Below are 24,069 nucleotides of genomic sequence, written 5' to 3'. Positions count from 1 at the left end.
TAACATGAGCAAAATTATTGGTATTGACTTAGGAACAACAAACTCATGTGTTGCTGTCCTTGAGGGCGGAGAACCAAAGGTGATTCCAAATCCAGAAGGAAACCGTACAACTCCTTCAGTAGTTGCATTTAAAAATGGTGAACGCCAAGTTGGTGAGGTTGCAAAGCGCCAAGCTATTACCAATCCAAATACTATTATCTCTATTAAACGTCATATGGGAACAAACCATAAAGAGACAATCGAGGGTAAAGAATACTCTCCACAAGAAATTTCTGCTATGATTCTGCAGCATTTGAAATCATATGCAGAAGAGTATCTTGGTGAAAAGGTAGACAAAGCAGTTATTACCGTTCCTGCATACTTCAATGATGCAGAACGCCAAGCAACAAAAGATGCTGGTAAAATTGCTGGTCTTGAAGTAGAGCGTATTATCAACGAACCTACTGCTGCGGCACTAGCGTATGGATTGGATAAAATGGATCAAGATCAAACTATCCTAGTTTATGATCTTGGTGGCGGTACTTTCGACGTTTCTATTCTTGAATTAGGCGATGGTGTGTTTGAGGTTCGCGCAACAGCTGGAGATAACAGATTAGGTGGAGATGATTTCGACCAAGTTATCATCGATTATTTAGTAGCAGAATTTAAAAAAGAAAACGGAATAGATCTTGCAAAAGATAAAATGGCTTTACAACGCTTAAAAGATGCGGCAGAGAAAGCAAAAAAAGATTTGTCTGGTGTAACTTCCACTCAAATTTCTCTTCCATTTATTACTGCGGGTGAAGCTGGTCCATTGCATTTAGAGCTTACTTTAACTCGTGCAAAATTTGATGAGCTTTCTGCCGGATTAGTGGAACGTACTATGGGTCCTACACGTCAAGCGTTAAAGGATGCTGGCTTATCACCTTCTGATATAGATAAGGTTATATTAGTAGGGGGATCTACTCGTATCCCAGCAGTTCAAGAAGCAATCCGTAAAGAAACTGGTCAAGACCCACACAAAGGTGTAAATCCTGATGAAGTAGTAGCCATGGGAGCTGCAATTCAAGGTGGGGTATTAACAGGAGATGTAAAGGATGTTGTTCTTCTTGATGTTACACCTCTTTCGCTAGGTATTGAAACAATGGGTGGAGTATTTACAAAATTAATTGATCGTAATACAACTATTCCAACATCAAAATCACAAGTATTCTCAACTGCTGCAGATAATCAAACAGCTGTTGATATTCATGTATTGCAAGGTGAACGTCCAATGGCTGCGGATAATAAAACACTTGGACGTTTCCAATTATCAGATATTCCTCCTGCACCTAGAGGGATCCCGCAAATCGAAGTTTCATTCGATATTGACAAAAACGGAATTGTGAATGTAAGTGCAAAGGATTTAGGAACTGGAAAACAACAAAACATTACAATAAAGTCTTCAACTGGTCTTTCTGATGACGAAATTGATCGTATGGTGAAAGAAGCAGAAGAAAATGCGGAAGCAGATAAGAAACGTAAAGAAGAAGTGGAAATAAGAAATGAAGCGGATCAGCTTGTCTTTACAACAGAAAAAACATTAAAAGAGCTTGAAGGAAAAGTTGATCAGGCGGAAATGAAAAAAGCGGAAGAAGCAAAAGATGCTTTAAAAGCTGCGATTGAGAAAAATGAACTAGAAGAAATTCGTACTAAGAAAGATGCACTTCAAGAAATTGTCCAAAACTTATCTGTGAAGTTATATGAAGAGGCAGCGAAACAAGCTCAAGCTGCTCAAGGTGCAGACGGTCAGGATGGTTCTAAAAAAGACGATGATGTCGTAGATGCAGAATTCGAAGAAGTAAAAGACGATAAATAGAAAAGCGAAGGCAATTCCAATATCCCGTTTAAAAGTCAAAGTCAGGTCCATCCTTGGCTTTGACTTTTCTTATGAAGCAAGATCTTATGCGATTCTTTTATTGATTGTTCATATTGTCAATGTTAAAATTACCTTTATGTGAATGTTTCGGGAGTGTGTTTGTTATGAGTAAAAGGGATTATTATGAGGTATTAGGATTACAAAAAAATGCTACAAAAGAAGAAATAAAAAAGGCATATCGAAAATTATCTAAGCAATATCATCCGGATATTAATAAAGCTCCAGACGCTGCAGATAAATTTAAAGAAGTAAAAGAGGCATATGAAGTATTAAGCGACGATGATAAGCGTGCACATTATGATCAGTTTGGCCATACCGATCCAAATCAAGGCTTTGGAGGGTTCGGTGGTGCAAGTGATTTTGGTGGCTTTGGTGGCTTCGAAGATATTTTTAGTACGTTCTTTGGCGGCGGAGGCGGAAGACGTCGTGATCCGAATGCACCAAGACAAGGTGCAGATCTTCAATACACCATGACGTTATCCTTTGAAGATGCAGTCTTTGGAAAGGAAACGGAAATAGAAATTCCAAGAGAAGAAGAATGTGATACTTGTCATGGCTCAGGCGCGAAACCTGGTACAAATCCAGAAACATGCCCGCATTGTCATGGAAGCGGACAATTAAATACAGAGCAAAATACGCCATTCGGTAAAATAGTAAACAGAAGGGTTTGCCATTATTGTAGTGGAACAGGAAAACTTATTAAAGACAAGTGCAAAACTTGTGGCGGTTCAGGCAAGGTGAAAAAACGCAGAAAAATTAATGTGAAAATTCCTGCTGGAATAGATGATGGCCAACAATTGCGAGTTTCCGGACAAGGGGAACCAGGTATAAAAGGAGGACCTCCAGGGGATCTATATGTAGTCTTTCATGTAAGAGGTCATGAGTTTTTTGAACGTGATGGAGACGATATCTACTGTGAAATTCCAGTAACATTTGCACAGGCAGCACTTGGTGATGAAATAGAGGTTCCTACTTTACATGGAAAAGTAAAACTAAAGGTACCTGCAGGAACACAAACAGGTACAAAGTTCCGTTTGCGCGGAAAAGGTATACCGAATGTCAGAGGCTATGGTGTTGGGGATCAACATATTATTGTGAAAGTTGTAACTCCTACCAAATTAACAGATAGACAAAAGCAATTGCTTCGCGAATTTGGCGAAATCAGTGGTAGTACACCCGATGAACAGCATGAGAGCTTTTTTGACAAAATGAAAAAAGCCTTCAAAGGGGAATAATTTGATGAATGGAGCTGGCAGATTTTGAAATGGTCTGAGATTATGATTCATACGACAAACGAGGCAATTGAGCCAATCTCAAATATATTGCATGAGGCAGGTGCTAGCGGAGTTGTCATAGAAGATCCGTTTGAGCTCGTGAAAGAACGAGAAGATCAATTTGGCGAAATCTATCAACTAGATCCGGAAGATTACCCTGAAGAAGGCGTTATTATGAAGGCCTATTTACCTGTAAACAGCTTCCTAGGAGAAACAGTGGAAGAAATTAAGCAAGCCATTACTAATTTAACATTATTCAATATTGATATTGGTAAAAATAATGTAACCATTAGTGAAGTAAATGAAGAAGAATGGGCAACTGCCTGGAAGAAATATTATAACCCGGTGAAAATATCAGCAAAATTTACTATTGTGCCAACATGGGAACAATATGAGCCTGTTACTAGTGATGAATTAATAATTGAATTAGATCCAGGTATGGCATTTGGAACCGGGACACATCCAACAACAGTAATGTGTATTCAGGCATTAGAACAAACCGTGAAAAAAAATGATCATGTTATTGATGTCGGAACAGGCTCAGGTGTTTTAAGTATCGCAGCAGCATTACTTGGCGCGGGAAAGGTAACGGCACTTGACCTTGATGAAGTTGCAGTACAATCCGCTAATTTAAATGTGAAGCTTAACAAAGTTCAAGAAGTTGTGAGTGTATCTAAAAACGACTTGTTAAATGGTGTAGATAGTCAGGCGGATGTTGTCGTGGCAAACATATTAGCAGAAGTTATTATGCGGTTTACGGATGATGTTGCTAAGGCAGTGAAGCAAGACGGTTATTTTATTGCTTCGGGAATTATTCAACAAAAGAAAAATGACGTAAAAGAAGCTATTATCCAGTCTGGTTTTACCATTGAAGAGACAATAGTAATGGAAGATTGGGTTGCATTCATTGCAAAGCGCAGGTGATGGAATGTGCAACGTTACTTTATAGATAAATCGTTTTCAGGTGAAAAAGAAGTCATATTATTAGGAGACCATTTTCACCATATAGCACGCGTAATGAGAATGTCCCCAGGTAATGAGATATTTATCGTTTTTCGTAATGAAAAGGCATGTATTGCCAAAATAGTGGATATTACCAATGATGAGATAATTACTTCTATTGTAAAATGGGAGGAAATGAAGAAGGAATTACCTGTACATGTGACGATTGCGAGCGGACTGCCTAAAGGGGATAAATTAGAACTAATTATTCAAAAGGGAACTGAACTAGGAGCCTTTCAATTTCTCCCTTTTATTGCGGATCGCTCGATTGTTAAATGGGATGCAAAAAAAGAAAAGAAAAAACTGGACCGATGGCTGAAAATTGCGGAGGAAGCAGCGGAGCAATCACATCGCCAACACAAACCAAATATTTTAGCTCCAGTATCTTTTAAAGAATTGCTTTCCATTAGTTCCAATTACATTCATAAAATTGTGGCATATGAGGAAAACGCCAAACAGGGTGAAAGTGCTAACTTTGCAAAAATGTTGGCAAACTTTCAAGAAGGTGATACGGTATTAATTGTATTTGGGCCTGAAGGCGGTATCTCCAATCAGGAAATTGAACAACTAAAGAATAATGGATTTGAAATATGCGGTTTCGGTCCACGAATTTTAAGAACCGAAACCGCACCATTATATGCTTTATCAGCAATTTCCTATCATTTAGAATTGATGAGGTGAAAACAATGTCCTCTGTAGCATTTCATACTTTAGGTTGTAAAGTTAACCACTATGAGACAGAAGCGATATGGCAATTATTTAAACAGCAAGGTTATGAACGAGTTGATTTTGAATCAACTTCGGATGTATATGTTATTAATACATGTACGGTAACAAACACAGGTGATAAAAAAAGCAGACAAGTTATTAGACGTGCTGTTCGAAAAAATCCGGATGCAGTCATTTGTGTAACAGGATGTTATGCGCAAACTTCACCAGCCGAAATTATGGCAATTCCCGGTGTAGATATTGTTGTAGGAACACAGGATCGCGTGAAAATGCTGGAGTATATTGAGCAATATAAGAAAGAACGCCAGCCGATAAATGGTGTTAAAAATATCATGAAAAACCGTGTGTATGAGGAATTGGATGTTCCTGCTTTCACGGACCGTACACGTGCCTCTTTAAAAATTCAGGAGGGTTGCAATAATTTTTGCACGTTCTGTATTATTCCATGGGCTCGCGGTTTAATGCGTTCACGTGATCCAAAAGAGGTTATCCGCCAAGCACAGCAATTAGTCGACGCGGGATATAGAGAAATCGTGCTTACGGGAATCCATACTGGTGGATATGGTCAAGACTTAAAGGATTATAATTTAGCAATGCTGCTTCGTGATATGGAAGCGGAAGTCAAAGGTCTAAAAAGAATTCGCATTTCATCTATAGAGGCAAGTCAGTTGACAGATGAAGTAATTGAAGTAATTGAGAATTCTAAACTTATTGTAAGACATATGCATATCCCTTTGCAGTCCGGGTCTGATACCGTCCTAAAGAGAATGAGACGTAAATATACAATGGCTGAATATGCTGAAAGACTTATGAAATTAAAGAAAGCATTACCAGGCCTTGCTGTTACATCAGATGTAATTGTAGGTTTTCCTGGTGAAACAGAAGAAGAATTCATGGAAACATATAATTTCATAAAGGAGCACCAATTTTCTGAGCTGCATGTTTTCCCATATTCAAAACGAACTGGAACACCTGCTGCAAGAATGACAGATCAAATTGATGAGGATGTAAAAAATGAACGTGTACACCGTTTAATTGCTCTTTCCGATCAGCTCGCGAAAGAATACTCATCTAAATTTGAAAATGAAGTATTGGAAGTAATTCCTGAAGAAAGATATAAAGAGGATCCTAACAGCGGATTATATGAGGGATATACAGACAATTATTTAAAAGTAGTTTTCCCAGGAACCGAAGATATGGTTGGAAAGCTAGTTAGAGTAAAAGTTACTAAAGCGGGATATCCATATAACGAAGGCCAATTTGTGCGAGTTTTAGAAGACAATCTCGACAAAACAGAGCTTAAGGCAATATAAAAACTGCAGATTCACTGCAGTTTTTTTCCTATTTAAAGAAGTATTATAATATTATTGGGACAAACTGATAATGCTCGAGCATAAAATAGAATGATGATATAGTTAAATAGAACGACTAAATTACTGGAGGAATTAACTTTATGAATCAAACGATTGCCAAAATGATTGATCATACGTTATTAAAAGCAGATGCAACGAAAGATCAAATACATACTCTTTGTTTAGAGGCTAAAGAAAATTCATTTGCTTCCGTGTGTGTTAATCCAACATGGGTTAAATATTGTGCAGAACAACTTAAAGGCTCCGATGTGAAAGTTTGTACAGTAATTGGTTTTCCATTAGGGTCTAATACCCCAGAAACAAAGGCATTTGAAACTAAAAATGCCATTGAAAGCGGCGCGACAGAAGTAGATATGGTGATAAATATCAGCGCATTAAAAAGCGGTGATTTAAAGCTTGTGGAAAAAGATATTCTTGCAGTAACAGAAGCTGCAAAAGGAAAAGCACTTACCAAAGTAATAATTGAAGCTTGCTTATTAACTAATGAAGAAAAAGTAAAAGCCTGTGAACTTGCCGTTAAAGCTGGTGCGGATTATGTAAAAACATCCACTGGTTTTTCAACAGGAGGAGCAACTATTGAGGATATCAAATTAATGAGAAAGACAGTTGGCCCGGAAATAGGGGTTAAAGCTTCAGGCGGTGTTCGAAGCGCAGAGGATGCAAAAGCAATGATAGAAGCGGGTGCAACAAGAATTGGTGCAAGCTCCGGTGTGAAAATTGTACAAGGAATAGTAAGTGATTCTGATTATTAAAATTAGAAACGAGGTGTTTTACCTCGTTTCTTAATTTATTACTGTTTTTTTACCATGCATCTTAACAATAAAACGCCCGAAATTGGTTGCAATCGGAAAAACAAGAATGGAAGAAAGCAGGTTAAAAATAACACTTGCATGTGCAAGTTGTGTTTCCGGATTATAGGATAACTCTCTGCAAATAAAGGCTAATTGACTTAAAAAAGGAAGACAAAGTAATGCACCACCTACATTAAGCCAAATATGAGCATAGGCTGTCAATCTAGCTTCCTCACCTGCACCGATGCTTGCCAAAAGACCCGTAATGCATGTTCCAATGTTTGCGCCTAGCATAATAGCAATGCCTGTCTCAAGGGAAAAGATTTGGGCGCTCAAAAAGCTCATAGCAATTCCAGTCATAACGGTGCTTGATTGTATGCATGCTGTCAGGATAATCCCTATTAGAAAGGCATAAAGGAAGTGATCGCTTAAAAGGAGCAATAATTTTTGTGTAAATGGTAATTGTGTAAAAGGAATTGCCAACTGTTCAAAAGCTCTCATTGCAGCAAAAATAAGTGCGAAGCCAATAAATATAAACCCTAAACTTTTCCATTTTGTCTTTTTAAAGAACATACATATAATTCCTATCGTTAAAAACGGAATAACAAGAACGGAAAGATTAAAGGATAAAAATTCTAAAGTGAAGGTAGTTCCAATATTCGTTCCTAAAATAATTCCAATTGTCTGCGGAAAGGCAAGTACTTTTGCAGCAACTAATCCGACTGTGATGACCATTACAGCACCACTGCTCTGCAGAATTGGTGTCATAATGATCCCAATAAGCATCCCTTTCAATGGAGTATTAGTTACTCTCTTTAGCCAATTTTCCATTGCATTACCTGATATGTTGAATAAACCAATTCTTAACCAGGTAATTCCCCAAATAAAGACTCCTACTAAACTAATAAATAATATCAGGTATAACATGTCCACCACCTCTAATTAATGATATGCATCTCTTACTAAGACATGAATATTAGTTGTATAATAAGATGAATTAATTAAGCTGTTGGTGTTAACATGTTTTTCTCTACTTCTTTATCATTTGATGATGTATTGTTTTTTGGAAGATTGTTGACCTAATATGAAGGTTATATTATAATTGCAAGGTACATGGTTTTTTTACATGCGTGAACATGTAACCGTAGTGTGTTCGGAGGGAGGGAAAGAGAGATGTCAAAAACAGTTGTTCGTAAAAACGAATCGCTTGAAGATGCTCTTCGCCGCTTCAAACGCTCAGTTTCTAAAACGGGAACTTTGCAAGAATATAGAAAGCGCGAATTTTATGAAAAACCAAGCGTAAGACGTAAGAAAAAGTCTGAGGCTGCTAGAAAACGTAAGTTCTAATAGAGGGTGAGAATATGGGTCTTCTCGAGCGTTTAAATGAAGATATGAAACAAGCGATGAAAAACAAAGAAAAAGAAAAACTCTCTGTTATTCGTATGCTTAAGGCTTCATTACAAAACGAAGCAATTAAGCTTAAAAAGGACGTATTGACCGAAGAAGAAGAGTTGACTATCCTTTCTCGCGAAGTTAAGCAACGTAAAGACTCCCTCCAGGAATTTAAAGATGCAGGTCGTGAAGATCTAGTTGAAAAAATTCAAACGGAATTGACTTTTGTGAATATATATATGCCAGAGCAGCTATCAGATGAGGAATTAGACTTGATTGTGAAAGAAACAATTCAAGAAGTCAATGCTTCATCTAGGGCTGACATAGGTAAAGTCATGAATTCCATCATGCCTAAGGTTAAAGGGAAGGCTGATGGAGCAACCGTAAATAAAAAAGTTCAGCAGCATTTGTCTTAAGAATAAAAAAGGTCGAAAAGTTTAACTTCTCGACCTTTTTTATTTATAAAATGATATGAAAGTTTAAGTTTTCAATAAGATAATTATTTCACAAGTTAAGCATCAGCATCTATCATGCTTAAGCGCCTTTCGGCAAACCATTTTCTGCTTGTCCTCCCTGCGGGTAAGACATTAGGGCATTATTGAATTGCTAATTTCAATCATCCGCAAGCAGATGAGTAAGGTGCCCTGTGCTTTTATAAATAATATTATGTATTTTCATGAAACTTTATATATAATTAATGCGTAGAAATAGGTAAAAAGGGGGGGATCATTTGCGAAAGATAGGAGTTATGTTTACAGGCGTTTTACTTGCTTTGCTTAAAGTAAATTTTCCTATCTATGCTGCTGTAAGTAATGAGGCTTCCGCAACAAAGGGTGGAGTTATGGAAAGTTTTGCTTTTTTCTTAACCGATCCAATTGTTGTAACGCTGTTATTATGTTTAGCAAGCTTAGGATTTGTGATGGAGCTGTATACTCCGAGATTTGGACTGTATGGAATTGTAGGAATAATTGCACTTGTTTTATTTTATTTTAGTCATATTGTAACAGGTGATGCAGGTTTTAATTCAATCATTTTATTTATCATTGGTGTTGTCTTAATAATTGCGGAAATCTTTTTACCTGGTGCGATTGCCGGATTTTTAGGAGTTCTGGCCATTATTGCTTCATTATTGATGGCTGGCGGCAATCTTTTGTTTACAGGAATATCTATTTTGATTGCTTTACTCATCACCATCATTGCGATGATAATTATGGTAAAGGTGTTTGGACGAAGAATGAAGCTATTTAAAAAGATTGTATTAACAGACACCTTCAGTACAGAGAAGGGGTATGTATCGAATATCAATAGAACGGATCTGCTAGGCGCAATTGGTAAAACAATGACACCGTTAAGACCTGCAGGGACAATCGATATTCATGGAGAGCGCCTTGATGTAGTAACTGAAGGGGGCTTTATTGAAAAAGGAGTAGAAGTGAAAGTTATCAAAGTAGAAGGTGTAAGAATTATTGTAAGATTAAATGAAGAATAAATAATTTGTTGGAATGAGGAGGAATTAGATTGGTATTGGAAGCCGGAACAGTTTTGTTAATTATTGGTATAATCGCAGCTGTAATTATCATAGGAATTCTATTAACTTTTGTGCCTGTGATGCTTTGGATTTCTGCGCTTGCTGCAGGCGTTAGGATTGGAATATTCACATTAGTAGGAATGAGATTACGTCGAGTAATTCCAAGCAGGGTTATTAATCCGCTCATTAAAGCAAGAAAAGCTGGGATTGAAGTAGGAATTAATCAATTAGAAAGCCATTACCTGGCTGGAGGAAATGTAGATAGAGTAGTAAACGCATTAATTGCTGCACATAGAGCAAATATTGAATTATCGTTTGAGCGATGCGCAGCTATTGACCTAGCTGGGCGAAATGTATTAGAAGCAGTTCAAATGAGCGTTAATCCAAAGGTAATTGAAACGCCATTTATTGCCGGTGTAGCTATGAATGGTATTGAAGTGAAAGCAAAAGCTAGAATTACTGTTAGAGCAAATATTGAGAGACTAGTCGGTGGAGCTGGCGAAGAAACAGTTATTGCCCGTGTTGGAGAAGGAATTGTCAGTACAATCGGATCCTCAGAGGATCATAAGAAGGTATTAGAGAATCCGGATCTAATTTCACAAACCGTTTTAACAAAAGGTTTAGATGCAGGGACTGCATTTGAAATATTATCCATTGATATTGCAGATGTTGATATCGGTAAAAACATTGGTGCAGAATTGCAAACCGAGCAAGCGGAAGCCGATAAGAAAATTGCACAAGCGAAAGCCGAGGAACGCCGTGCAATGGCGGTAGCCTCCGAACAAGAAATGAAGGCTCGTGTGCAAGAAATGAGGGCGAAGGTAGTGGAAGCAGAAGCGGATGTACCTTTAGCGATGGCGGAAGCTTTAAGATCCGGAAATATCGGTGTTATGGACTATATGAACTTTAAAAACATTGAATCAGATACAGATATGAGAGGGTCTATTGGAAAAATGACTGGTGATAAGCGGGATCAAAATAAACCTGAATAAGTATCGCAGGAGGGAAGGAGGATATTCCTTTGGAAGCGATAATTTTCGCCATTATTATCGGTATTATTGGAGCACTTGCCAATAAGAAAAAGCTTGAAAAACCAAAAAATACAAAAGAAGCTCCCAAACCAATGGACTTTTTTGGAAACGCCAAAAAAACTATTGAAGAAAATATGAAAAAGTTTACTTTGGAGACAGCTCCGGAGCAGGTTAAGAAAGTAGATACAGATGTACCAGAAGATACAGTGTATCGGGATGCCTATCTCGATGCTGAAATTCAAGCTGACCGCTTGAAGACTGAAGAAGACTACTATCAGAAAAAAATAGAATTAATGGAGAAACAATCTGTCAAGTTAGAGCAAGACGATCCATTGAGTCTATCAAGCAGTAACGATTTGCTTAAAGGAATCATCCTTGCGGAAGTATTAGGCCCACCTCGATCCAAAAAGCCTTATAGTAGAAGATGAAAAATCCTCGTCACGTTAAGTGACGAGGATTTTTTCATTTACTCCAAAAATTTATTCCCTAAGTCCTATAGAAAAAAGAATAAGAAAAATAGGTGCTGAATCGTCTTATTAAGTCATAAATATGATACGAAAGGGGGTTCTTTTCTATGGCAAAAAAATGGAGCCGACTACTGCAAAATTTGATGACAGACACGATGCAGCTTCCGCAAGATGTCATGATGGACCTGCCGCGTATTACGATGATTGGCCAAATTCATATTTACATAGAAAACCATCGCGGTCTTCTTACCTTCTCGGACCGTGAAGTAAGACTTCTTTTAAAACAAGGTCAATTGCTAATTAAAGGAAAGTCGTTTGTCATTAAAACCATTTTACCAGAAGAAATATTGTTGGAAGGAAAAATAGATGCCGTAAGTTATTTGAATGAATAGGAGTGACGAAGTTGAAAAATCAGTGGGTTACATTTCTCGGGGGGAAAATTCATGTGAAAGTAGAAGGGAATGGGGTGGAGCGCTTTATTAATCAGCTCACCCGCTCCCATTTATTGATATGGAATGTAAAGCGTCAAGGGGAAAAGGCAATTACATTTTACATTCGTCTCCAGGATCTGAATAAGTTAAGGCATCAAGCCAGAAAATTTGATTGTCGCGTTTCCTTTTTAAGTGGACAAGGAGTGCCGTTTCTTTGGAAACGGACATTAAAAAATGGGGGTTTCCTAACCGGTCTAATATTATTTTTTATCGTAATAACCATGCTTTCCAATGTTGTATGGGGGATTGATATTAAAGGAGCAAGTCCACAAACAGAGCATCAAATTAAAAAGGAATTAAATAATATGGGAATCCAAATAGGAAAGCTGCAATTTAATATGGATAGCCTTGAATCGATTCAACATGAACTAACGAATAAAGTTCCAAACATTACATGGGTAGGTGTGGATTTACATGGGACAACCTTCCATCTGCATGTAGTGGAGAAAAATACTCCGAAAACAAAGAAGCCAAAAAGTCCAAGACATCTAGTTGCCAACCAAAAAGCTGTTATAGTAGATATGTTTGTCGAAGCTGGCATACCGGTAGTAAAAGTCAATCAATTTGTGAATAAGGGACAGCTGCTCGTTTCCGGATTAATCGGCAGAGAAGAGGATCAGAAGCCTGTTGCTGCCATAGGTAAGGTATATGGGAAAACGTGGTATAAAAGTGATGTGGAGCTTCCATTGCAATCCGATTTTCAAGTGTTTACAGGGAAAGAACACAAAAAATACACATTAAAAATGGGCTCGTTAAGTATTCCTTTTTGGGGATTTGGCAAGATAAAATATAAGGAATATGAAAAAGAAAATAATGTCCACCAAATAAAGTTTTTAAAATGGGATCTACCAATAAAATATGTACAAACTACCGTACGTGAAAAACAATTTGCCCAAAGAGATTATACAAAGGACCAAGCTATAAGTGCAGCAAAGGAACTAGCAAAAAATGATTTAAGAGCAAAAATTCCAAATGATGCAAAAATCGTGGATGAATATGTTTTGCATGAAAAAGTAGAGCATGGTAAAGTTAAATTATCTATGTATTTCCAAGTAATTGAAGATATAGCGGAGGCAAAACCAATCACTCAAGGAGACTAAGAATGTCAATCGAAATAATTACAGCAAAGATACAATTACAAAACCCAAATGAAGCCATTTCTTTATTTGGAATATCGGATAATAATTTAAAATTACTCGAGGACTCCTATAAGGTGTCAATCATAACGCGGGGAGAATCTGTTCACATTTCCGGTAATTCGGAGGATGTAGAAAGAGTTAATGAAATATTAGATCGTTTATTGATTATTATCAGAAAAGGAATAAATATAAGTTCACGCGATGTATTATGTGCAATTCAAATGGAAAATCAGGGCACTTTGGAATTTTTTGAGGAAGTTTATGATGAAGAAATCACAAAAAATGCAAAAGGAAAATCTATCCGAGTAAAAACATTAGGTCAAAAGCAATATATTAATGCGATTAAAAAACATGATCTAGTATTTGGGATAGGGCCAGCAGGAACAGGGAAAACATATTTAGCGGTAGTGATGGCAGTAAATGCTTTGAAAAATGGAATAGTGAAAAAAATAATTTTAACAAGACCAGCAGTTGAAGCGGGAGAAAGTCTTGGTTTTTTACCAGGGGATTTAAAAGAAAAGGTAGACCCTTATTTGAGGCCGCTATATGATGCTCTCCACGATATATTAGGCAGTGAGCATACTCAACGATTAATAGAAAGGGAAACAATAGAAATTGCCCCTCTTGCATACATGAGAGGAAGAACTCTAGATGATGCCTTTGTCATTTTGGATGAGGCACAGAATACAACACATGCGCAAATGAAGATGTTTTTAACTAGGCTGGGATTCAATTCCAAAATGGTTATTACAGGAGACAGAACACAAGTGGATTTACCAAAAGGTGCCCAATCCGGTCTGGTGGAAGCAGAAAGAATTTTAGCGGATATACCGAAAATCGCTTTTATTTATCTTGAACAAAGTGATATTGTACGGCATCCGCTTGTGGCAAAAATAATTGAAGCATATAACCAACAAACCTCTTAGTTAAGATGACCTGAACACATGATGTTCAGGTTTTTTTATAAATTGATGTGCAATTTAGTTCAAAAACTGATATCATTTTACATAATTAGGGAGGGTTTGAAGCTCCTATACTTTTATACATATTTCCTTGTTGAATTTATTATTGAATGTTAAACTTTTTGTTTTAGGAATTTTAAAGATAATTATGAAGGACATATATGCATTTTAAGGTGGTGGGAGAGCAACGTGAATATTCAAGACTACATTGGGAAAATTCGTACTCTACTAAGCTATAAAGTCTTTACCATTATTGCTTTACTTTTATTATCCCTATTGATATACGGACTTCTATATTATGATGTCAAACCGCAAACCTATAATATGGAATTGTTTTCGATTGCGGATAAGACTGTTCGTTCTCCCAAAACCGTGGAAGATGAGGCAAAAACAAATGAGGAACGCCAAAAAGCTGCTGATGAGGTTGGCAGGGTCTACTCGTTTAAAAAAGAAACCGTTCAAAATAGAGTTTCTTTAATTAACTCGATTTTCGATTTTGTGAATGAAATAAATTATGAGCCAGGTATTCAGGAAAAGACAAAGGAGAAGGCAGAAAAAAAATCAGAAGCGGAAAAATTACAAATCTTAAAAGCAGACCTATCTAAGAACGTAAATGAGGACGTCACTAAGAAAATTCCGGATGACATATTTTATTCTTTATTGAAATCGAATCATTATGATTTGGAACAAGCCAGGAGCATTGTAATTGAGCAAGTAGAATCACTTATGAGTGATAAAATCAGAGAAGACCAGGTATCGCAAACAAGGCTGAAAATTGCCGATAAAATAAATCAATCAAACTTGGGAAGAGATTTGCGGGAAGCGGCAGTTGAACTCGGTAAATACGCTATCGTTCCAAATGATATTTATGATTCGGGATTAACGGAGGCAAGACAAAAACAAGCGATGGAAAACGTTGAACCGGTCAAAATATTGCAGGGGCAAATCATTGTTCAAGAAGGTCATCTTATTGATAGAGAAATATATCATCAGCTTCAATTACTTGGATTATTGAAAAGCAATCCCACTGGGAAACCTTATTACGGCCTTGCATTATTCGTCTTAATGATGATTGCGCCAATATATATTTATATAAAAAATTCTTCTCATTCAGAGGATAAAAAACAAACATATTTAATAATTATCAGCTTTATTTTTATCATATCCTTATTATTAATGAGGATTGTAGGCTCTATAGAAAATGCAAATATCCCGAACCTAGGTTATATTTTTCCTGCTGCAATGGCTCCAATGCTTATTCGTATTATGTTAAATGAGCGGTTCGCATTTATTGTAACCATTTTATTAGCGGCTTGCGGGAGTATCGTCTTTAGAGATGAATTGGCTGGAACCATAAATATCGAAATGGCCGTTTATATTCTGTTCAGTGGTACGGCTGGAATCTTGTTTTTAACAAATCGCAATCGAAGATCAAATATTTTGCAAGCAGGGTTATTTGTGTCGGTAATCAATTTAATGATGATTTTCTCTTTAATCCTATTAGGAAATGGCCAATTCTCGAAGCTGGAGTATATTTATTTTGTTATCTTCGCTCTAGCTTCTGGGTTATTATCAGCAATATTGACAATCGGTCTAGTTCCTTTTTTTGAAGCTGGATTTGGAATATTATCCACGATAAAATTAATAGAACTTTCCAATCCTAACCACCCGTTGTTAAAGAAAATTTTAACGGAGGCACCAGGTACTTATCATCATAGCATAATGGTTGCAAACTTAGCCGAGGCAGCGTGCGAAGCTATTGGGGCCAATGGATTACTCGCAAGGGTTGGCTGTTATTATCATGATATTGGCAAAACGAAGCGTCCGCATTTTTTTATCGAAAATCAATTAAATATTGAAAATCCCCACAATCACTTATCCCCAGAAGTAAGCAGGGATATTATTATAGCTCATGCAGTCGATGGAGCGAAAATGTTAAGAAAGCATAAAATGCCAAAGGAAATCGTGGATATTGCTGAACAGCATCATGGGACCACATTATTAAAATATTTTTATGTAAAAGCAATGGAAGAAGATCCTAATGTTGAAAAGGAAACCTTTCGATATCCAGGTCCAAAGCCGCAAACGAAGGAAATTGCCATTATCAGCATCGCGGATAGTGTTGAAGCTGCAGTGCGCTCAATGTCACACCCGTCTCCAGAACAAATAAAAGAAATAATCCATAATATTGTCCAAGATCGACTTCAGGATGGACAATTAAATGAATGTGATTTAACCTTAAAAGAGCTTGAGGTTATAAAGAAAACATTTTGTGAGACATTAAATGGTATATTTCACTCCCGAATAGAATATCCAGAATAATTTAAGGCTTATGGAGGTGGATATGGTGGCTTTGTCCATTGATTTTATTGATGAAACCAGTGAATTGAATGAAGTAGATTACGATTTAGTGGAAAATTTACTGAACTTTGCATCACAAAAATTAAAGATTGAAAATAATAGCGAAGTCTCCATTACTTTCGTTTCAAATGAAAGAATTCAAGAAATAAATAAAGAATATCGTGATAAGGATCAGCCGACAGATGTTATTTCCTTTGCAATGGAAGAGCTAGGGGAAGGGGAAATGGAGATAAATGGTATTGATTTACCAAGAGTTCTTGGAGATATTATTATCTCTGTTTCTAAAGCACATGAACAAGCAAACGAATACGGCCATCCTTTCTCACGCGAATTAGGATTTTTGGCACTGCATGGATTTTTACATCTTTTAGGCTATGACCATATGACAGAAGAGGATGAAAAAGAAATGTTTGGTCTTCAAAAGGACATATTGGATGATTATGGACTTAAAAGATAAGGATAAGAGGATCTTTCCACCCCTGTCGAAATCCTTTTCGTATGCGGTCCAAGGTATTATTCATGGATTAAGTAAGGAAAGAAACTTTAAAATCCATATTATTGCGGCTATATTGGCAATTTGTACTAGCTTTATATTGAAAATATCGATTGTGGAATGGTTATTTATTATTGTTTCTATATTTAGTGTTTTTACGCTTGAATTGGTTAATTCGGCAATAGAAAGGGTAGTAGACCTTGTGACAGTTGAACAGCATCCGTTAGCAAAGCAGGCGAAGGATTTGGCTGCGGGTGCTGTCTTTGTTTGTGCTATTATGTCTGTCATTATAGCTTGTGTTATTTTCTTACCTAAATTAGCACATCTCTTTTCACTATACATATAGTAATAATAACACTGAGTTTGCAACAGTGTTTTCCATGCTGAATTTGAATCCGATTTTTATTTGAGTTAAAATAAGTTTATCCAAATTTTATGGATAAACTTATTTAGTCAGATTTTTTGATATTTTCAATCAAGTCAAAAAAATACCCTATAAATCATGACATTCTTGTGGTAAAATAAGTTTTGAAGGGGAAATAAGATGAATTTACAACAATTAATTGAAGAAGCAAAACAAGCAAGAGATAAAGCATATGTCCCATATTCTAAATTTCCTGTTGGTGCGGCATTATTAACGAATGACGGTAAAGTTTATCAGGGCTGCAATATTGAAAATGCGGCATATAGTGTCTGCAATTGTGCGGAACGTACAGCATTATTTAAAGCGTATTCAGAAGGAGACACATCCTTCAGTGCACTAGTAGTAACTGCAGATACTAATCGTCCTGTACCTCCATGTGGAGCTTGCCGACAAGTAATATCAGAGCTTTGCCCAAAAGATATGAAGGTAATCCTTACCAATTTAAAAGGCGATATTCAAGAATTAACAGTTGAGGAGCTATTGCCTGGTGCTTTTTCTCCGGAGGACTTAAATGAGTAATCATTCATCTGAAGATAAAGCGTTTAAGTCTGGCTTCATCTCTATTATCGGTCGACCAAATGTGGGGAAATCAACATATTTAAACAGAGTAATCGGGCAAAAAATAGCGATTATGAGTGATAAGCCGCAAACAACCAGAAATAAAGTGCAAGGTGTATATACAACAAACGATGCGCAAATGATTTTTATTGATACACCAGGAATTCATAAGCCAAAGCATAAGCTCGGCGATTTTATGATGAAGGTAGCAACTAATACCCTGCGGGAAGTAGATTTAATATTATTTATGATAAATGCTGCTGAGGGTTTAGGACGTGGAGACGAATTTATCATAGAAAAATTAAAGGAAGTAAAAACACCCGTATTCCTTGTCATTAATAAGATTGACCAAATACATCCAGATAAACTGCTTTCCATCATAGAGCAATATAAAGGGCTCTTTGAGTTTAAAGAAATAATTCCTATTTCTGCTCTGCAGGGAAATAATACAGAGCGATTATTAGAGGAAATCAAAAAGTATTTGCCAGCTGGACCTCAATATTATCCGGCAGATCAGATTACGGATCATCCGGAACGGTTTATTGTATCTGAGTTAATAAGGGAAAAGGTTTTACATTTAACTCGCGAAGAGGTACCCCATTCTATAGCTGTTATTCTGGACAAAATGGAAAGAAAACCGGATTCTGACGTTGTCCATGTAATGGCAACTATTGTTGTAGAACGATCCTCTCAAAAGGGAATTATTATTGGCAAACAAGGAAGCATGCTTAAAGAGGTTGGGAAAAGGTCTCGAGTTGATATTGAAAATTTACTTGGATCAAAGGTATTTCTTGAGTTATGGGTGAAGGTACAAAAAGATTGGAGAAATAAAATCAATCAACTGCGGGATTTTGGCTTTAGGGAAGATGAATATTAAGGTTAGCCTTAAGTTGTGTTTGAGTGATGGATTATGCATCCTAATTTATTAGCAATATTTACGTCACATGATTTCAGGAAGTCTCGGTGAAGCTATGAGTAAGCTTTGCAAATGATTTCATGAGTTTTCACAACATGAAAGGCGGGGTTTATATGCTAGAGTTTACATGGAAGTTTTTTACTGAAACTGGTAGTATTGATACCTATTTGCTTTTTAAGGAACTGGAAAAAGAGGGACAAGATGAACCTATGAAAACAGAGCATGAAATCTCAGAAATTGATTATCCAATTTCCTAAAAAGGTTTACATTCTGTTTCACCTGAATAAAGCAATAAATGCTTTGGGAAGGTGGATAATATGCTGCAAAAATGTGAAGGTATTGTTATTAGAACACATGATTATGGTGAATCTAATAAGATAGTTAATGTATACACACGAGAATTTGGGAAGCTAGGGATGATGGCAAGAGGGGCGAAAAAGCCCAAAAGCCGGTTATCCGCTGTTTCCCAGCTTTTTACTTATGGGTATTTTCTTGTTCAAACAAGTAATGGCCTAGGGACCCTGCAGCAAGGAGAGCTGGTTTCTTCTATGAGATCCATCCGGGAGGACATTTTTCAAACGGCATATGCCTCCTATATTGTAGATCTTTTAGATAAAGCTGTAGAGGAAAGACAACCTAATCCTTATTTATTTGAGCTATTATATCAAACATTACATTATATTAATGAAAATATGGATTTAGATATCATAACGAATATTTTTGAGATGAAAATGTTGAATGTTTTAGGATTGTATCCTGTAATGAATCAATGTGCGGTTTGCGGCAATAAAAATGGTAAGTTTGCTTTTTCTATTCGGGAAAATGGGCTCATTTGTCATCAATGCTTCCAAAAGGATCCATATCTATTACCAATTTCACAAAGTACGGTTCGTCTTTTGAGGCTTTTTTATTATATAGATATACAGAGATTAGGAACAATTTCTGTAAAAGCTGAAACTAAAAAAGAACTTCGTAATACAATTTCCGCTTACTATGAAGAATTTTCGGGATTGCATTTAAAATCCAAGAAATTTTTAGATCAAATAGAAAAAATGAAAGAGATACTTTAAAAAAATGGGCTCTTTATTTCAATTGAAATAAGAGTCTTTATTTATGTTATGAAAAAATATTATTTCTACAATGCCAATTTCACTCATCCATCCGCGATGTGCAGGCGCTTTCACATTTGTTTATGTTATATTACTTGCAATTTTTTTTTCTTATCTTAAAATTAGTATATAATAATTTTTTAAAAGTATAACATATCTAACATTATTCTATATGGTTTGTTTACAAGGGGGTGTAAACAATAGAACTTAATAAGAGGCAACAACAAATCTTACAAATAGTTAAAGATAATGGTCCAATTACTGGTGAACATATTGCGGACCAGCTTAAACTGACAAGAGCAACATTAAGGCCGGATCTGGCTATTTTAACAATGGCAGGCTATTTAGATGCTCGTCCAAGAGTTGGTTATTTTTATACTGGCAAAACAGGTGCACAGCTCTTAACGGAAAATCTTAATAAAATATTTGTAAGGGACTATCAATCCATGCCTGTGGTTGTAAATGAAAACATTTCCGTTTATGATGCAATTGTTACTGTGTTCTTGGAAGACGTTGGAACTTTATATGTAGTCGATGAAAAATCTTATTTGGTAGGCGTACTTTCTCGCAAAGATTTGTTAAGGGCAAGCATCGGTAAGCAGGAACTTTCTGCATTACCAGTGAATATTATTATGACACGCATGCCAAACATTACATTTTGTTCAAAGGATGATCTACTGATTGATGTCGCGAAAAAACTGATTGATAAGCAGATTGATTCTCTGCCTGTCGTGAGAGAAACTGATCAAGGATTAGAAGTAACTGGCCGAATTACGAAAACAAACATAACAAAGGCATTTGTTGCCCTTGTAGATGGGGATTTGTAAGTTAATAAGGTTTTTCGCCATTAGATTGTTTTAACATGAAATGCTAACCGGTGTTCTAAAATGAAGGGGCTTTTATTTGAAGAAACAATCTATTTGATATCTGTATTTTTTATAAAGGAGTTTGGTAAAGAAATGGTTAAACCAATCATTTATGTAGTTTCGGATTCGGTAGGTGAAACAGCAGAATTAGTAGTAAAGGCGGCAATAAGTCAATTCAATGGAAAAGATGCCGAAATTAAAAGATTTCCATATGTAGAGGATTTTCGCCATATTGATGAGGTGCTATCTCTTGCCAAAATAAATAAAGGCATTATTGTATACACATTAGTGAAGCCTGAAATGCGCCACTATATTAAAGAACAATCTGCTAAGGATCTTATTTATACTATTGATATTATTGGTCCATTGCTTGATAAGCTTGAAGATCTTTATGACAAGAAACCTTTATGTGAACCTGGTCTTGTTCGCAAGTTGGATGAACAGTATTTCAAAAAAGTAGAAGCAATCGAATTCGCAGTCAAATATGACGATGGCCGCGATCCTCGCGGAATTCTTCGTGCTGATATTGTTCTAATAGGTGTATCCCGTACTTCGAAAACACCTTTATCCCAATATTTAGCGCATAAGAGATTTAAAGTCGCGAATGTTCCGTTAGTACCAGAAGTCGACCCACCGGAAGAATTATTTCAGGTTCCCGCAGAAAAATGCTTTGGCCTTAAAATTAGTCCGGAAAAATTAAATCATATTAGAAAAGAGCGTTTAATATCACTCGGGCTTAATGATCAAGCAAGTTATGCCAATATAGATAGAATTAAACAGGAAATAGATTACTTTGATCAAATAGCTTCAAAAATTGGCTGTAAAGTAATCGATGTTACAAACAAAGCAGTTGAGGAGACTGCCAATATTATTATGAATCAAATTCGAGGTGCTGAGTAACACATGATCTGTTAAGATGATGTGTTTTTCATTTTAATTTTTTTTTTTTTTTTTTTTTTTTTGCCAAAATAGTTATCTGTAAGATAAAAATATATGGTCAAATACATAAAAATATACTATAATAAAAAATTGTGATAAAAATGTATTTAAAATAGGTTTAGAGTCACGAAATAAGGAATAAACTAACTATTGGGATATGTCAAGATTATTTTCTTGAAATTATTCGACAAGGTCCGTAAATTCCATAAAAATGATTAGCTAAGAAAGAAGGATTCTGTGGAGTGATGTAGAATAGTTACTATTACAGAAGAAAATAACCCAATAGATTTTTGACACTGGTGAAGTATAAGGATACAGGATTCACTCTTTAGGTGATTGATTCTAACCAGTAACAAATTTCACATCTATTATGAAATTTTCACAGAAGGAAGCATGCTAATTAAGAAAAAGGGCAGACTCTTTGGCAGGAGATTTACCGCTGAATCATGCGATTTTTGTCGAAAATTGTAAAAAATTAAATGCAAACTGGGGATGATTTCGTGACGGGAATGATTCCTGAAGAAAAAATTAATGAAATTCGTCAATCCATTGACATAGTTGATGTTATTGGTGAATATGTTCATTTGAAAAAGCAAGGGAGAAACTACTTCGGTTTATGTCCATTTCATGGAGAAAATACACCATCCTTCTCTGTATCATCCGATAAACAAATATTTCACTGTTTTGGATGTGGTGCTGGTGGTAATGCTATTACTTTTATAATGGATATTGATGGACTCGGATTCCAAGAAGCAGTGATAAAATTAGCAGAAAAGGCTAATATCGTCATTGATATTGATTCGAACATCCAGAAACATGCTGTACATTCAAATGTTTCTGAGGAACAGCAAAAAATGCTGGAAGCCCATGAACTTTTGAAGAAATTTTACCATCATTTATTGGTAAATACAAAAGAAGGCCAGGATGCTTTTGAATATCTTACTGAAAGAGGCTTTACGAGGGAGAGTATCGAAAAGTTTCAGGTAGGCTATTCCCTATCCAGTTGGGATTTTACAGTTAAACTGCTCCAAAAAAGAGGATTCCCATTATCCATTATGGAAAAAGCGGGGTTGATTATAAAAAGAGAGAATGATGACTCTTATTTTGACCGGTTTCGCAACAGAATCATGTTTCCTATTGTAAATTCTAAAGGTCATACCGTTGCGTTTTCAGGTAGAGTGTTAGACCCAAATGAACAACCCAAGTATTTGAATAGTCCGGAAACGGAGTTATTCAACAAAAGTTCCGTTTTATATAATTTTCATCAGGCGAGAAGCTTTATAAAGAAGCAGCAGCAAGCCATTTTATTTGAAGGATTTGCCGATGTAATTTCAGCTGATCGTGCAAATATTTTTAATGGAATTGCTACAATGGGAACAGCATTGACGGACCAGCATGTTCAGCAGATTCGCCGTTTAACGGACAGTGTAATTATATGTTATGATTCGGATTCTGCTGGGACAGAAGCAGCTTACAGAGCAGGAAAAATGCTTGATGAGCATCATTTCAACCTCCGAATCGCAAGGATGCCAGATGGATTAGACCCTGATGACTACATCAAAAGGAATGGGGCGGAGAAGTTTCGTCAGGATGTAATAGGGGCAAGTATGACATTCATGGCATTCAAAATGCAATATCATCGGATAGGAAAAAAGCTTCAAAATGAAGGAGAAAAGCTCAAGTATATAGAAATAATTATTAATGAGATTTCCCAACTGGAAAATCCAGTTGAAAGAGATCATTACTTGAAACAATTAGCAGATGAATTCTCGATTTCAATGGAAGCCTTAAAACAACAACAGCGGCAAACATTTTTTGCAAATAAGAAGAAAAATTCATTCATGCAAGAAAACAGTAATCATAAAGTAATACTAAGACCAGAAAAAAATCTGTTTCCTGCATTTCAAACAGCTGAAAGACGACTAATCAGTCATATGTTGAGAGATATCGAAATAGCATATAAAGTCAGAGATTTGTTGGATGGTCATACATTTAACATAGACGAACATCAAGCGATTTTTACATATCTGCTTGGTTTTTACGAAGAAGGTAATCAACCTGACACTAGCTCCTTTTTGACCTATCTTCCCGATGAACAGCTGCGAAGGACTATTGCAGATATTGAAATGATGCCATTGAATAATGAGGTTTCCAATCAGGAATTGGAAGATTATATTGACCAGGTGTTGAAACATCAAAAGATGTTAAAAATAAAGGAAAAAATAAAAGAACAAAATCAAGCGGAGTTAGAAAATGATTTACAGAGGGCAAGTGCAATTGCACTTGAAATACTGCAGTTGCGAAGGACATTACAGCACTGATTGTTG

At 36.2% G+C, this 24,069-nt stretch carries 25 protein-coding genes; 24 read left to right on the top strand and 1 reads right to left on the bottom strand.

Annotated elements, in window-relative coordinates:
- The first annotated feature begins 4 nt into the window (after positions 1-4).
- The 6 genes from dnaK (at position 5) to deoC (ending at position 7,027) form a co-directional block, all read left to right on the top strand.
- A complete protein-coding gene (gene dnaK, locus KHA87_RS09865; RefSeq protein WP_213093887.1) occupies positions 5-1,837 on the top strand; it encodes a molecular chaperone DnaK in 1,833 nt (610 codons plus the stop codon).
- A gap of 164 nt (positions 1,838-2,001) precedes the next feature.
- Positions 2,002-3,132 carry a molecular chaperone DnaJ gene (dnaJ, locus tag KHA87_RS09860; RefSeq protein ID WP_213093886.1) on the top strand — a complete coding sequence of 377 codons (1,131 nt, stop codon included), beginning with the start codon at positions 2,002-2,004 and terminating at the stop codon, positions 3,130-3,132.
- 24 nt (positions 3,133-3,156) lie between these two features.
- A complete protein-coding gene (prmA, locus tag KHA87_RS09855) occupies positions 3,157-4,095 on the top strand; it encodes a 50S ribosomal protein L11 methyltransferase (protein WP_213093885.1) in 939 nt (312 codons plus the stop codon).
- Positions 4,096-4,101: 6 nt separating this feature from the next.
- A complete protein-coding gene (locus KHA87_RS09850; protein WP_213093884.1) occupies positions 4,102-4,854 on the top strand; it encodes a 16S rRNA (uracil(1498)-N(3))-methyltransferase in 753 nt (250 codons plus the stop codon).
- A 5-nt stretch (positions 4,855-4,859) separates the two neighbouring features.
- Positions 4,860-6,215: a tRNA (N(6)-L-threonylcarbamoyladenosine(37)-C(2))-methylthiotransferase MtaB gene (gene mtaB / locus KHA87_RS09845; RefSeq protein WP_213093883.1), complete on the top strand. Its 1,356-nt coding sequence runs from the start codon at positions 4,860-4,862 to the stop codon at positions 6,213-6,215.
- A 140-nt stretch (positions 6,216-6,355) separates the two neighbouring features.
- Complete coding sequence (deoC, locus tag KHA87_RS09840; RefSeq protein WP_213093882.1) at positions 6,356-7,027, top strand: deoxyribose-phosphate aldolase; 672 nt, start codon at positions 6,356-6,358, stop codon at positions 7,025-7,027.
- Between the two features lie 30 nt (positions 7,028-7,057).
- Here the strand turns inward: deoC and KHA87_RS09835 are convergent, their stop codons facing one another.
- On the bottom strand, positions 7,058-7,993 hold the full coding sequence (locus tag KHA87_RS09835) for a Na/Pi symporter (protein ID WP_213093881.1): 936 nt from the start codon (positions 7,991-7,993) through the stop codon (positions 7,058-7,060).
- Between the two features lie 246 nt (positions 7,994-8,239).
- Here KHA87_RS09835 and rpsU point away from each other — a divergent pair, with 246 nt between their 5' ends.
- The 18 genes from rpsU (at position 8,240) to dnaG (ending at position 24,063) form a co-directional block, all read left to right on the top strand.
- Positions 8,240-8,413: a 30S ribosomal protein S21 gene (gene rpsU / locus KHA87_RS09830; RefSeq protein WP_055739232.1), complete on the top strand. Its 174-nt coding sequence runs from the start codon at positions 8,240-8,242 to the stop codon at positions 8,411-8,413.
- 14 nt (positions 8,414-8,427) lie between these two features.
- A complete protein-coding gene (locus KHA87_RS09825) occupies positions 8,428-8,874 on the top strand; it encodes a GatB/YqeY domain-containing protein (RefSeq protein ID WP_213093880.1) in 447 nt (148 codons plus the stop codon).
- Positions 8,875-9,188: 314 nt separating this feature from the next.
- Positions 9,189-9,947: an NfeD family protein gene (locus tag KHA87_RS09820; RefSeq protein ID WP_249310251.1), complete on the top strand. Its 759-nt coding sequence runs from the start codon at positions 9,189-9,191 to the stop codon at positions 9,945-9,947.
- Between the two features lie 53 nt (positions 9,948-10,000).
- Positions 10,001-10,978 carry a flotillin-like protein FloA gene (gene floA, locus KHA87_RS09815; RefSeq protein ID WP_481748357.1) on the top strand — a complete coding sequence of 326 codons (978 nt, stop codon included), beginning with the start codon at positions 10,001-10,003 and terminating at the stop codon, positions 10,976-10,978.
- 29 nt (positions 10,979-11,007) lie between these two features.
- Entirely contained in the window at positions 11,008-11,445 is a 438-nt protein-coding gene (locus tag KHA87_RS09810) for a hypothetical protein (protein ID WP_213093879.1), read from the top strand.
- A 146-nt stretch (positions 11,446-11,591) separates the two neighbouring features.
- On the top strand, positions 11,592-11,876 hold the full coding sequence (gene yqfC, locus KHA87_RS09805) for a sporulation protein YqfC (protein WP_213093878.1): 285 nt from the start codon (positions 11,592-11,594) through the stop codon (positions 11,874-11,876).
- A gap of 11 nt (positions 11,877-11,887) precedes the next feature.
- Complete coding sequence (yqfD, locus tag KHA87_RS09800; RefSeq protein WP_213093877.1) at positions 11,888-13,075, top strand: sporulation protein YqfD; 1,188 nt, start codon at positions 11,888-11,890, stop codon at positions 13,073-13,075.
- A 2-nt stretch (positions 13,076-13,077) separates the two neighbouring features.
- Positions 13,078-14,040, top strand: a complete 963-nt coding sequence (locus KHA87_RS09795; protein ID WP_213093876.1) for a PhoH family protein — start codon at positions 13,078-13,080, stop codon at positions 14,038-14,040.
- A 225-nt stretch (positions 14,041-14,265) separates the two neighbouring features.
- Positions 14,266-16,398, top strand: coding sequence for an HD family phosphohydrolase (locus KHA87_RS09790; protein WP_213093875.1), 2,133 nt, complete (start codon positions 14,266-14,268; stop codon positions 16,396-16,398).
- Between the two features lie 25 nt (positions 16,399-16,423).
- Entirely contained in the window at positions 16,424-16,894 is a 471-nt protein-coding gene (ybeY, locus tag KHA87_RS09785; RefSeq protein WP_213093874.1) for an rRNA maturation RNase YbeY, read from the top strand.
- A complete protein-coding gene (locus tag KHA87_RS09780) occupies positions 16,872-17,276 on the top strand; it encodes a diacylglycerol kinase family protein (protein ID WP_213093873.1) in 405 nt (134 codons plus the stop codon). Before ybeY ends, KHA87_RS09780 begins: the two co-directional genes overlap by 23 nt.
- Positions 17,277-17,474: 198 nt before the next feature.
- Positions 17,475-17,873, top strand: a complete 399-nt coding sequence (locus tag KHA87_RS09775) for a cytidine deaminase (protein WP_213093872.1) — start codon at positions 17,475-17,477, stop codon at positions 17,871-17,873.
- The gene (gene era / locus KHA87_RS09770) at positions 17,866-18,789 is read left to right on the top strand and encodes a GTPase Era (RefSeq protein WP_213093871.1); all 924 of its coding nucleotides are present in this window, start codon (positions 17,866-17,868) and stop codon (positions 18,787-18,789) included. Before KHA87_RS09775 ends, era begins: the two co-directional genes overlap by 8 nt.
- 152 nt (positions 18,790-18,941) lie before the next feature.
- On the top strand, positions 18,942-19,085 hold the full coding sequence (locus tag KHA87_RS09765) for a YqzL family protein (RefSeq protein WP_213093870.1): 144 nt from the start codon (positions 18,942-18,944) through the stop codon (positions 19,083-19,085).
- Positions 19,086-19,145: 60 nt separating this feature from the next.
- Positions 19,146-19,898 carry a DNA repair protein RecO gene (recO, locus tag KHA87_RS09760; RefSeq protein ID WP_213093869.1) on the top strand — a complete coding sequence of 251 codons (753 nt, stop codon included), beginning with the start codon at positions 19,146-19,148 and terminating at the stop codon, positions 19,896-19,898.
- Between the two features lie 239 nt (positions 19,899-20,137).
- A complete protein-coding gene (gene ccpN, locus KHA87_RS09755) occupies positions 20,138-20,764 on the top strand; it encodes a transcriptional regulator CcpN (protein ID WP_213094305.1) in 627 nt (208 codons plus the stop codon).
- Between the two features lie 132 nt (positions 20,765-20,896).
- Positions 20,897-21,703: a pyruvate, water dikinase regulatory protein gene (locus KHA87_RS09750; RefSeq protein WP_213093868.1), complete on the top strand. Its 807-nt coding sequence runs from the start codon at positions 20,897-20,899 to the stop codon at positions 21,701-21,703.
- 539 nt (positions 21,704-22,242) lie between these two features.
- A complete protein-coding gene (gene dnaG, locus KHA87_RS09745; RefSeq protein ID WP_213093867.1) occupies positions 22,243-24,063 on the top strand; it encodes a DNA primase in 1,821 nt (606 codons plus the stop codon).
- Positions 24,064-24,069 lie beyond the last annotated feature (6 nt).

Origin of the sequence: Bacillus sp. FJAT-49736 (assembly GCF_018343615.1) — a bacterium.
In the GTDB taxonomy this organism is placed as follows: Bacteria; Bacillota; Bacilli; order Bacillales; family Bacillaceae_C; genus Margalitia.
The sequence above is the reverse complement of the archived record's forward strand: the minus strand, read 5'-3'. Positions and strand labels throughout refer to the sequence as shown.

What these genes read in the sequence shown, in the direction of transcription:
- rpsU (WP_055739232.1), top strand. Translation starts at nt 8,240, where the DNA reads ATGTCAAAAACAGTTGTTCGTAAAAACGAATCGCTTGAAGATGCTCTT.
- KHA87_RS09775 (WP_213093872.1), top strand. Translation starts at nt 17,475, where the DNA reads ATGAATTTACAACAATTAATTGAAGAAGCAAAACAAGCAAGAGATAAA.
- KHA87_RS09835 (WP_213093881.1), bottom strand. Translation starts at nt 7,993, where the DNA reads ATGTTATACCTGATATTATTTATTAGTTTAGTAGGAGTCTTTATTTGG.
- KHA87_RS09780 (WP_213093873.1), top strand. Translation starts at nt 16,872, where the DNA reads ATGATTATGGACTTAAAAGATAAGGATAAGAGGATCTTTCCACCCCTG.
- KHA87_RS09750 (WP_213093868.1), top strand. Translation starts at nt 20,897, where the DNA reads ATGGTTAAACCAATCATTTATGTAGTTTCGGATTCGGTAGGTGAAACA.
- recO (WP_213093869.1), top strand. Translation starts at nt 19,146, where the DNA reads ATGCTGCAAAAATGTGAAGGTATTGTTATTAGAACACATGATTATGGT.
- mtaB (WP_213093883.1), top strand. Translation starts at nt 4,860, where the DNA reads ATGTCCTCTGTAGCATTTCATACTTTAGGTTGTAAAGTTAACCACTAT.
- dnaK (WP_213093887.1), top strand. Translation starts at nt 5, where the DNA reads ATGAGCAAAATTATTGGTATTGACTTAGGAACAACAAACTCATGTGTT.
- deoC (WP_213093882.1), top strand. Translation starts at nt 6,356, where the DNA reads ATGAATCAAACGATTGCCAAAATGATTGATCATACGTTATTAAAAGCA.
- yqfC (WP_213093878.1), top strand. Translation starts at nt 11,592, where the DNA reads ATGGCAAAAAAATGGAGCCGACTACTGCAAAATTTGATGACAGACACG.
- dnaJ (WP_213093886.1), top strand. Translation starts at nt 2,002, where the DNA reads ATGAGTAAAAGGGATTATTATGAGGTATTAGGATTACAAAAAAATGCT.
- KHA87_RS09795 (WP_213093876.1), top strand. Translation starts at nt 13,078, where the DNA reads ATGTCAATCGAAATAATTACAGCAAAGATACAATTACAAAACCCAAAT.
- era (WP_213093871.1), top strand. Translation starts at nt 17,866, where the DNA reads ATGAGTAATCATTCATCTGAAGATAAAGCGTTTAAGTCTGGCTTCATC.
- KHA87_RS09825 (WP_213093880.1), top strand. Translation starts at nt 8,428, where the DNA reads ATGGGTCTTCTCGAGCGTTTAAATGAAGATATGAAACAAGCGATGAAA.
- KHA87_RS09765 (WP_213093870.1), top strand. Translation starts at nt 18,942, where the DNA reads ATGCTAGAGTTTACATGGAAGTTTTTTACTGAAACTGGTAGTATTGAT.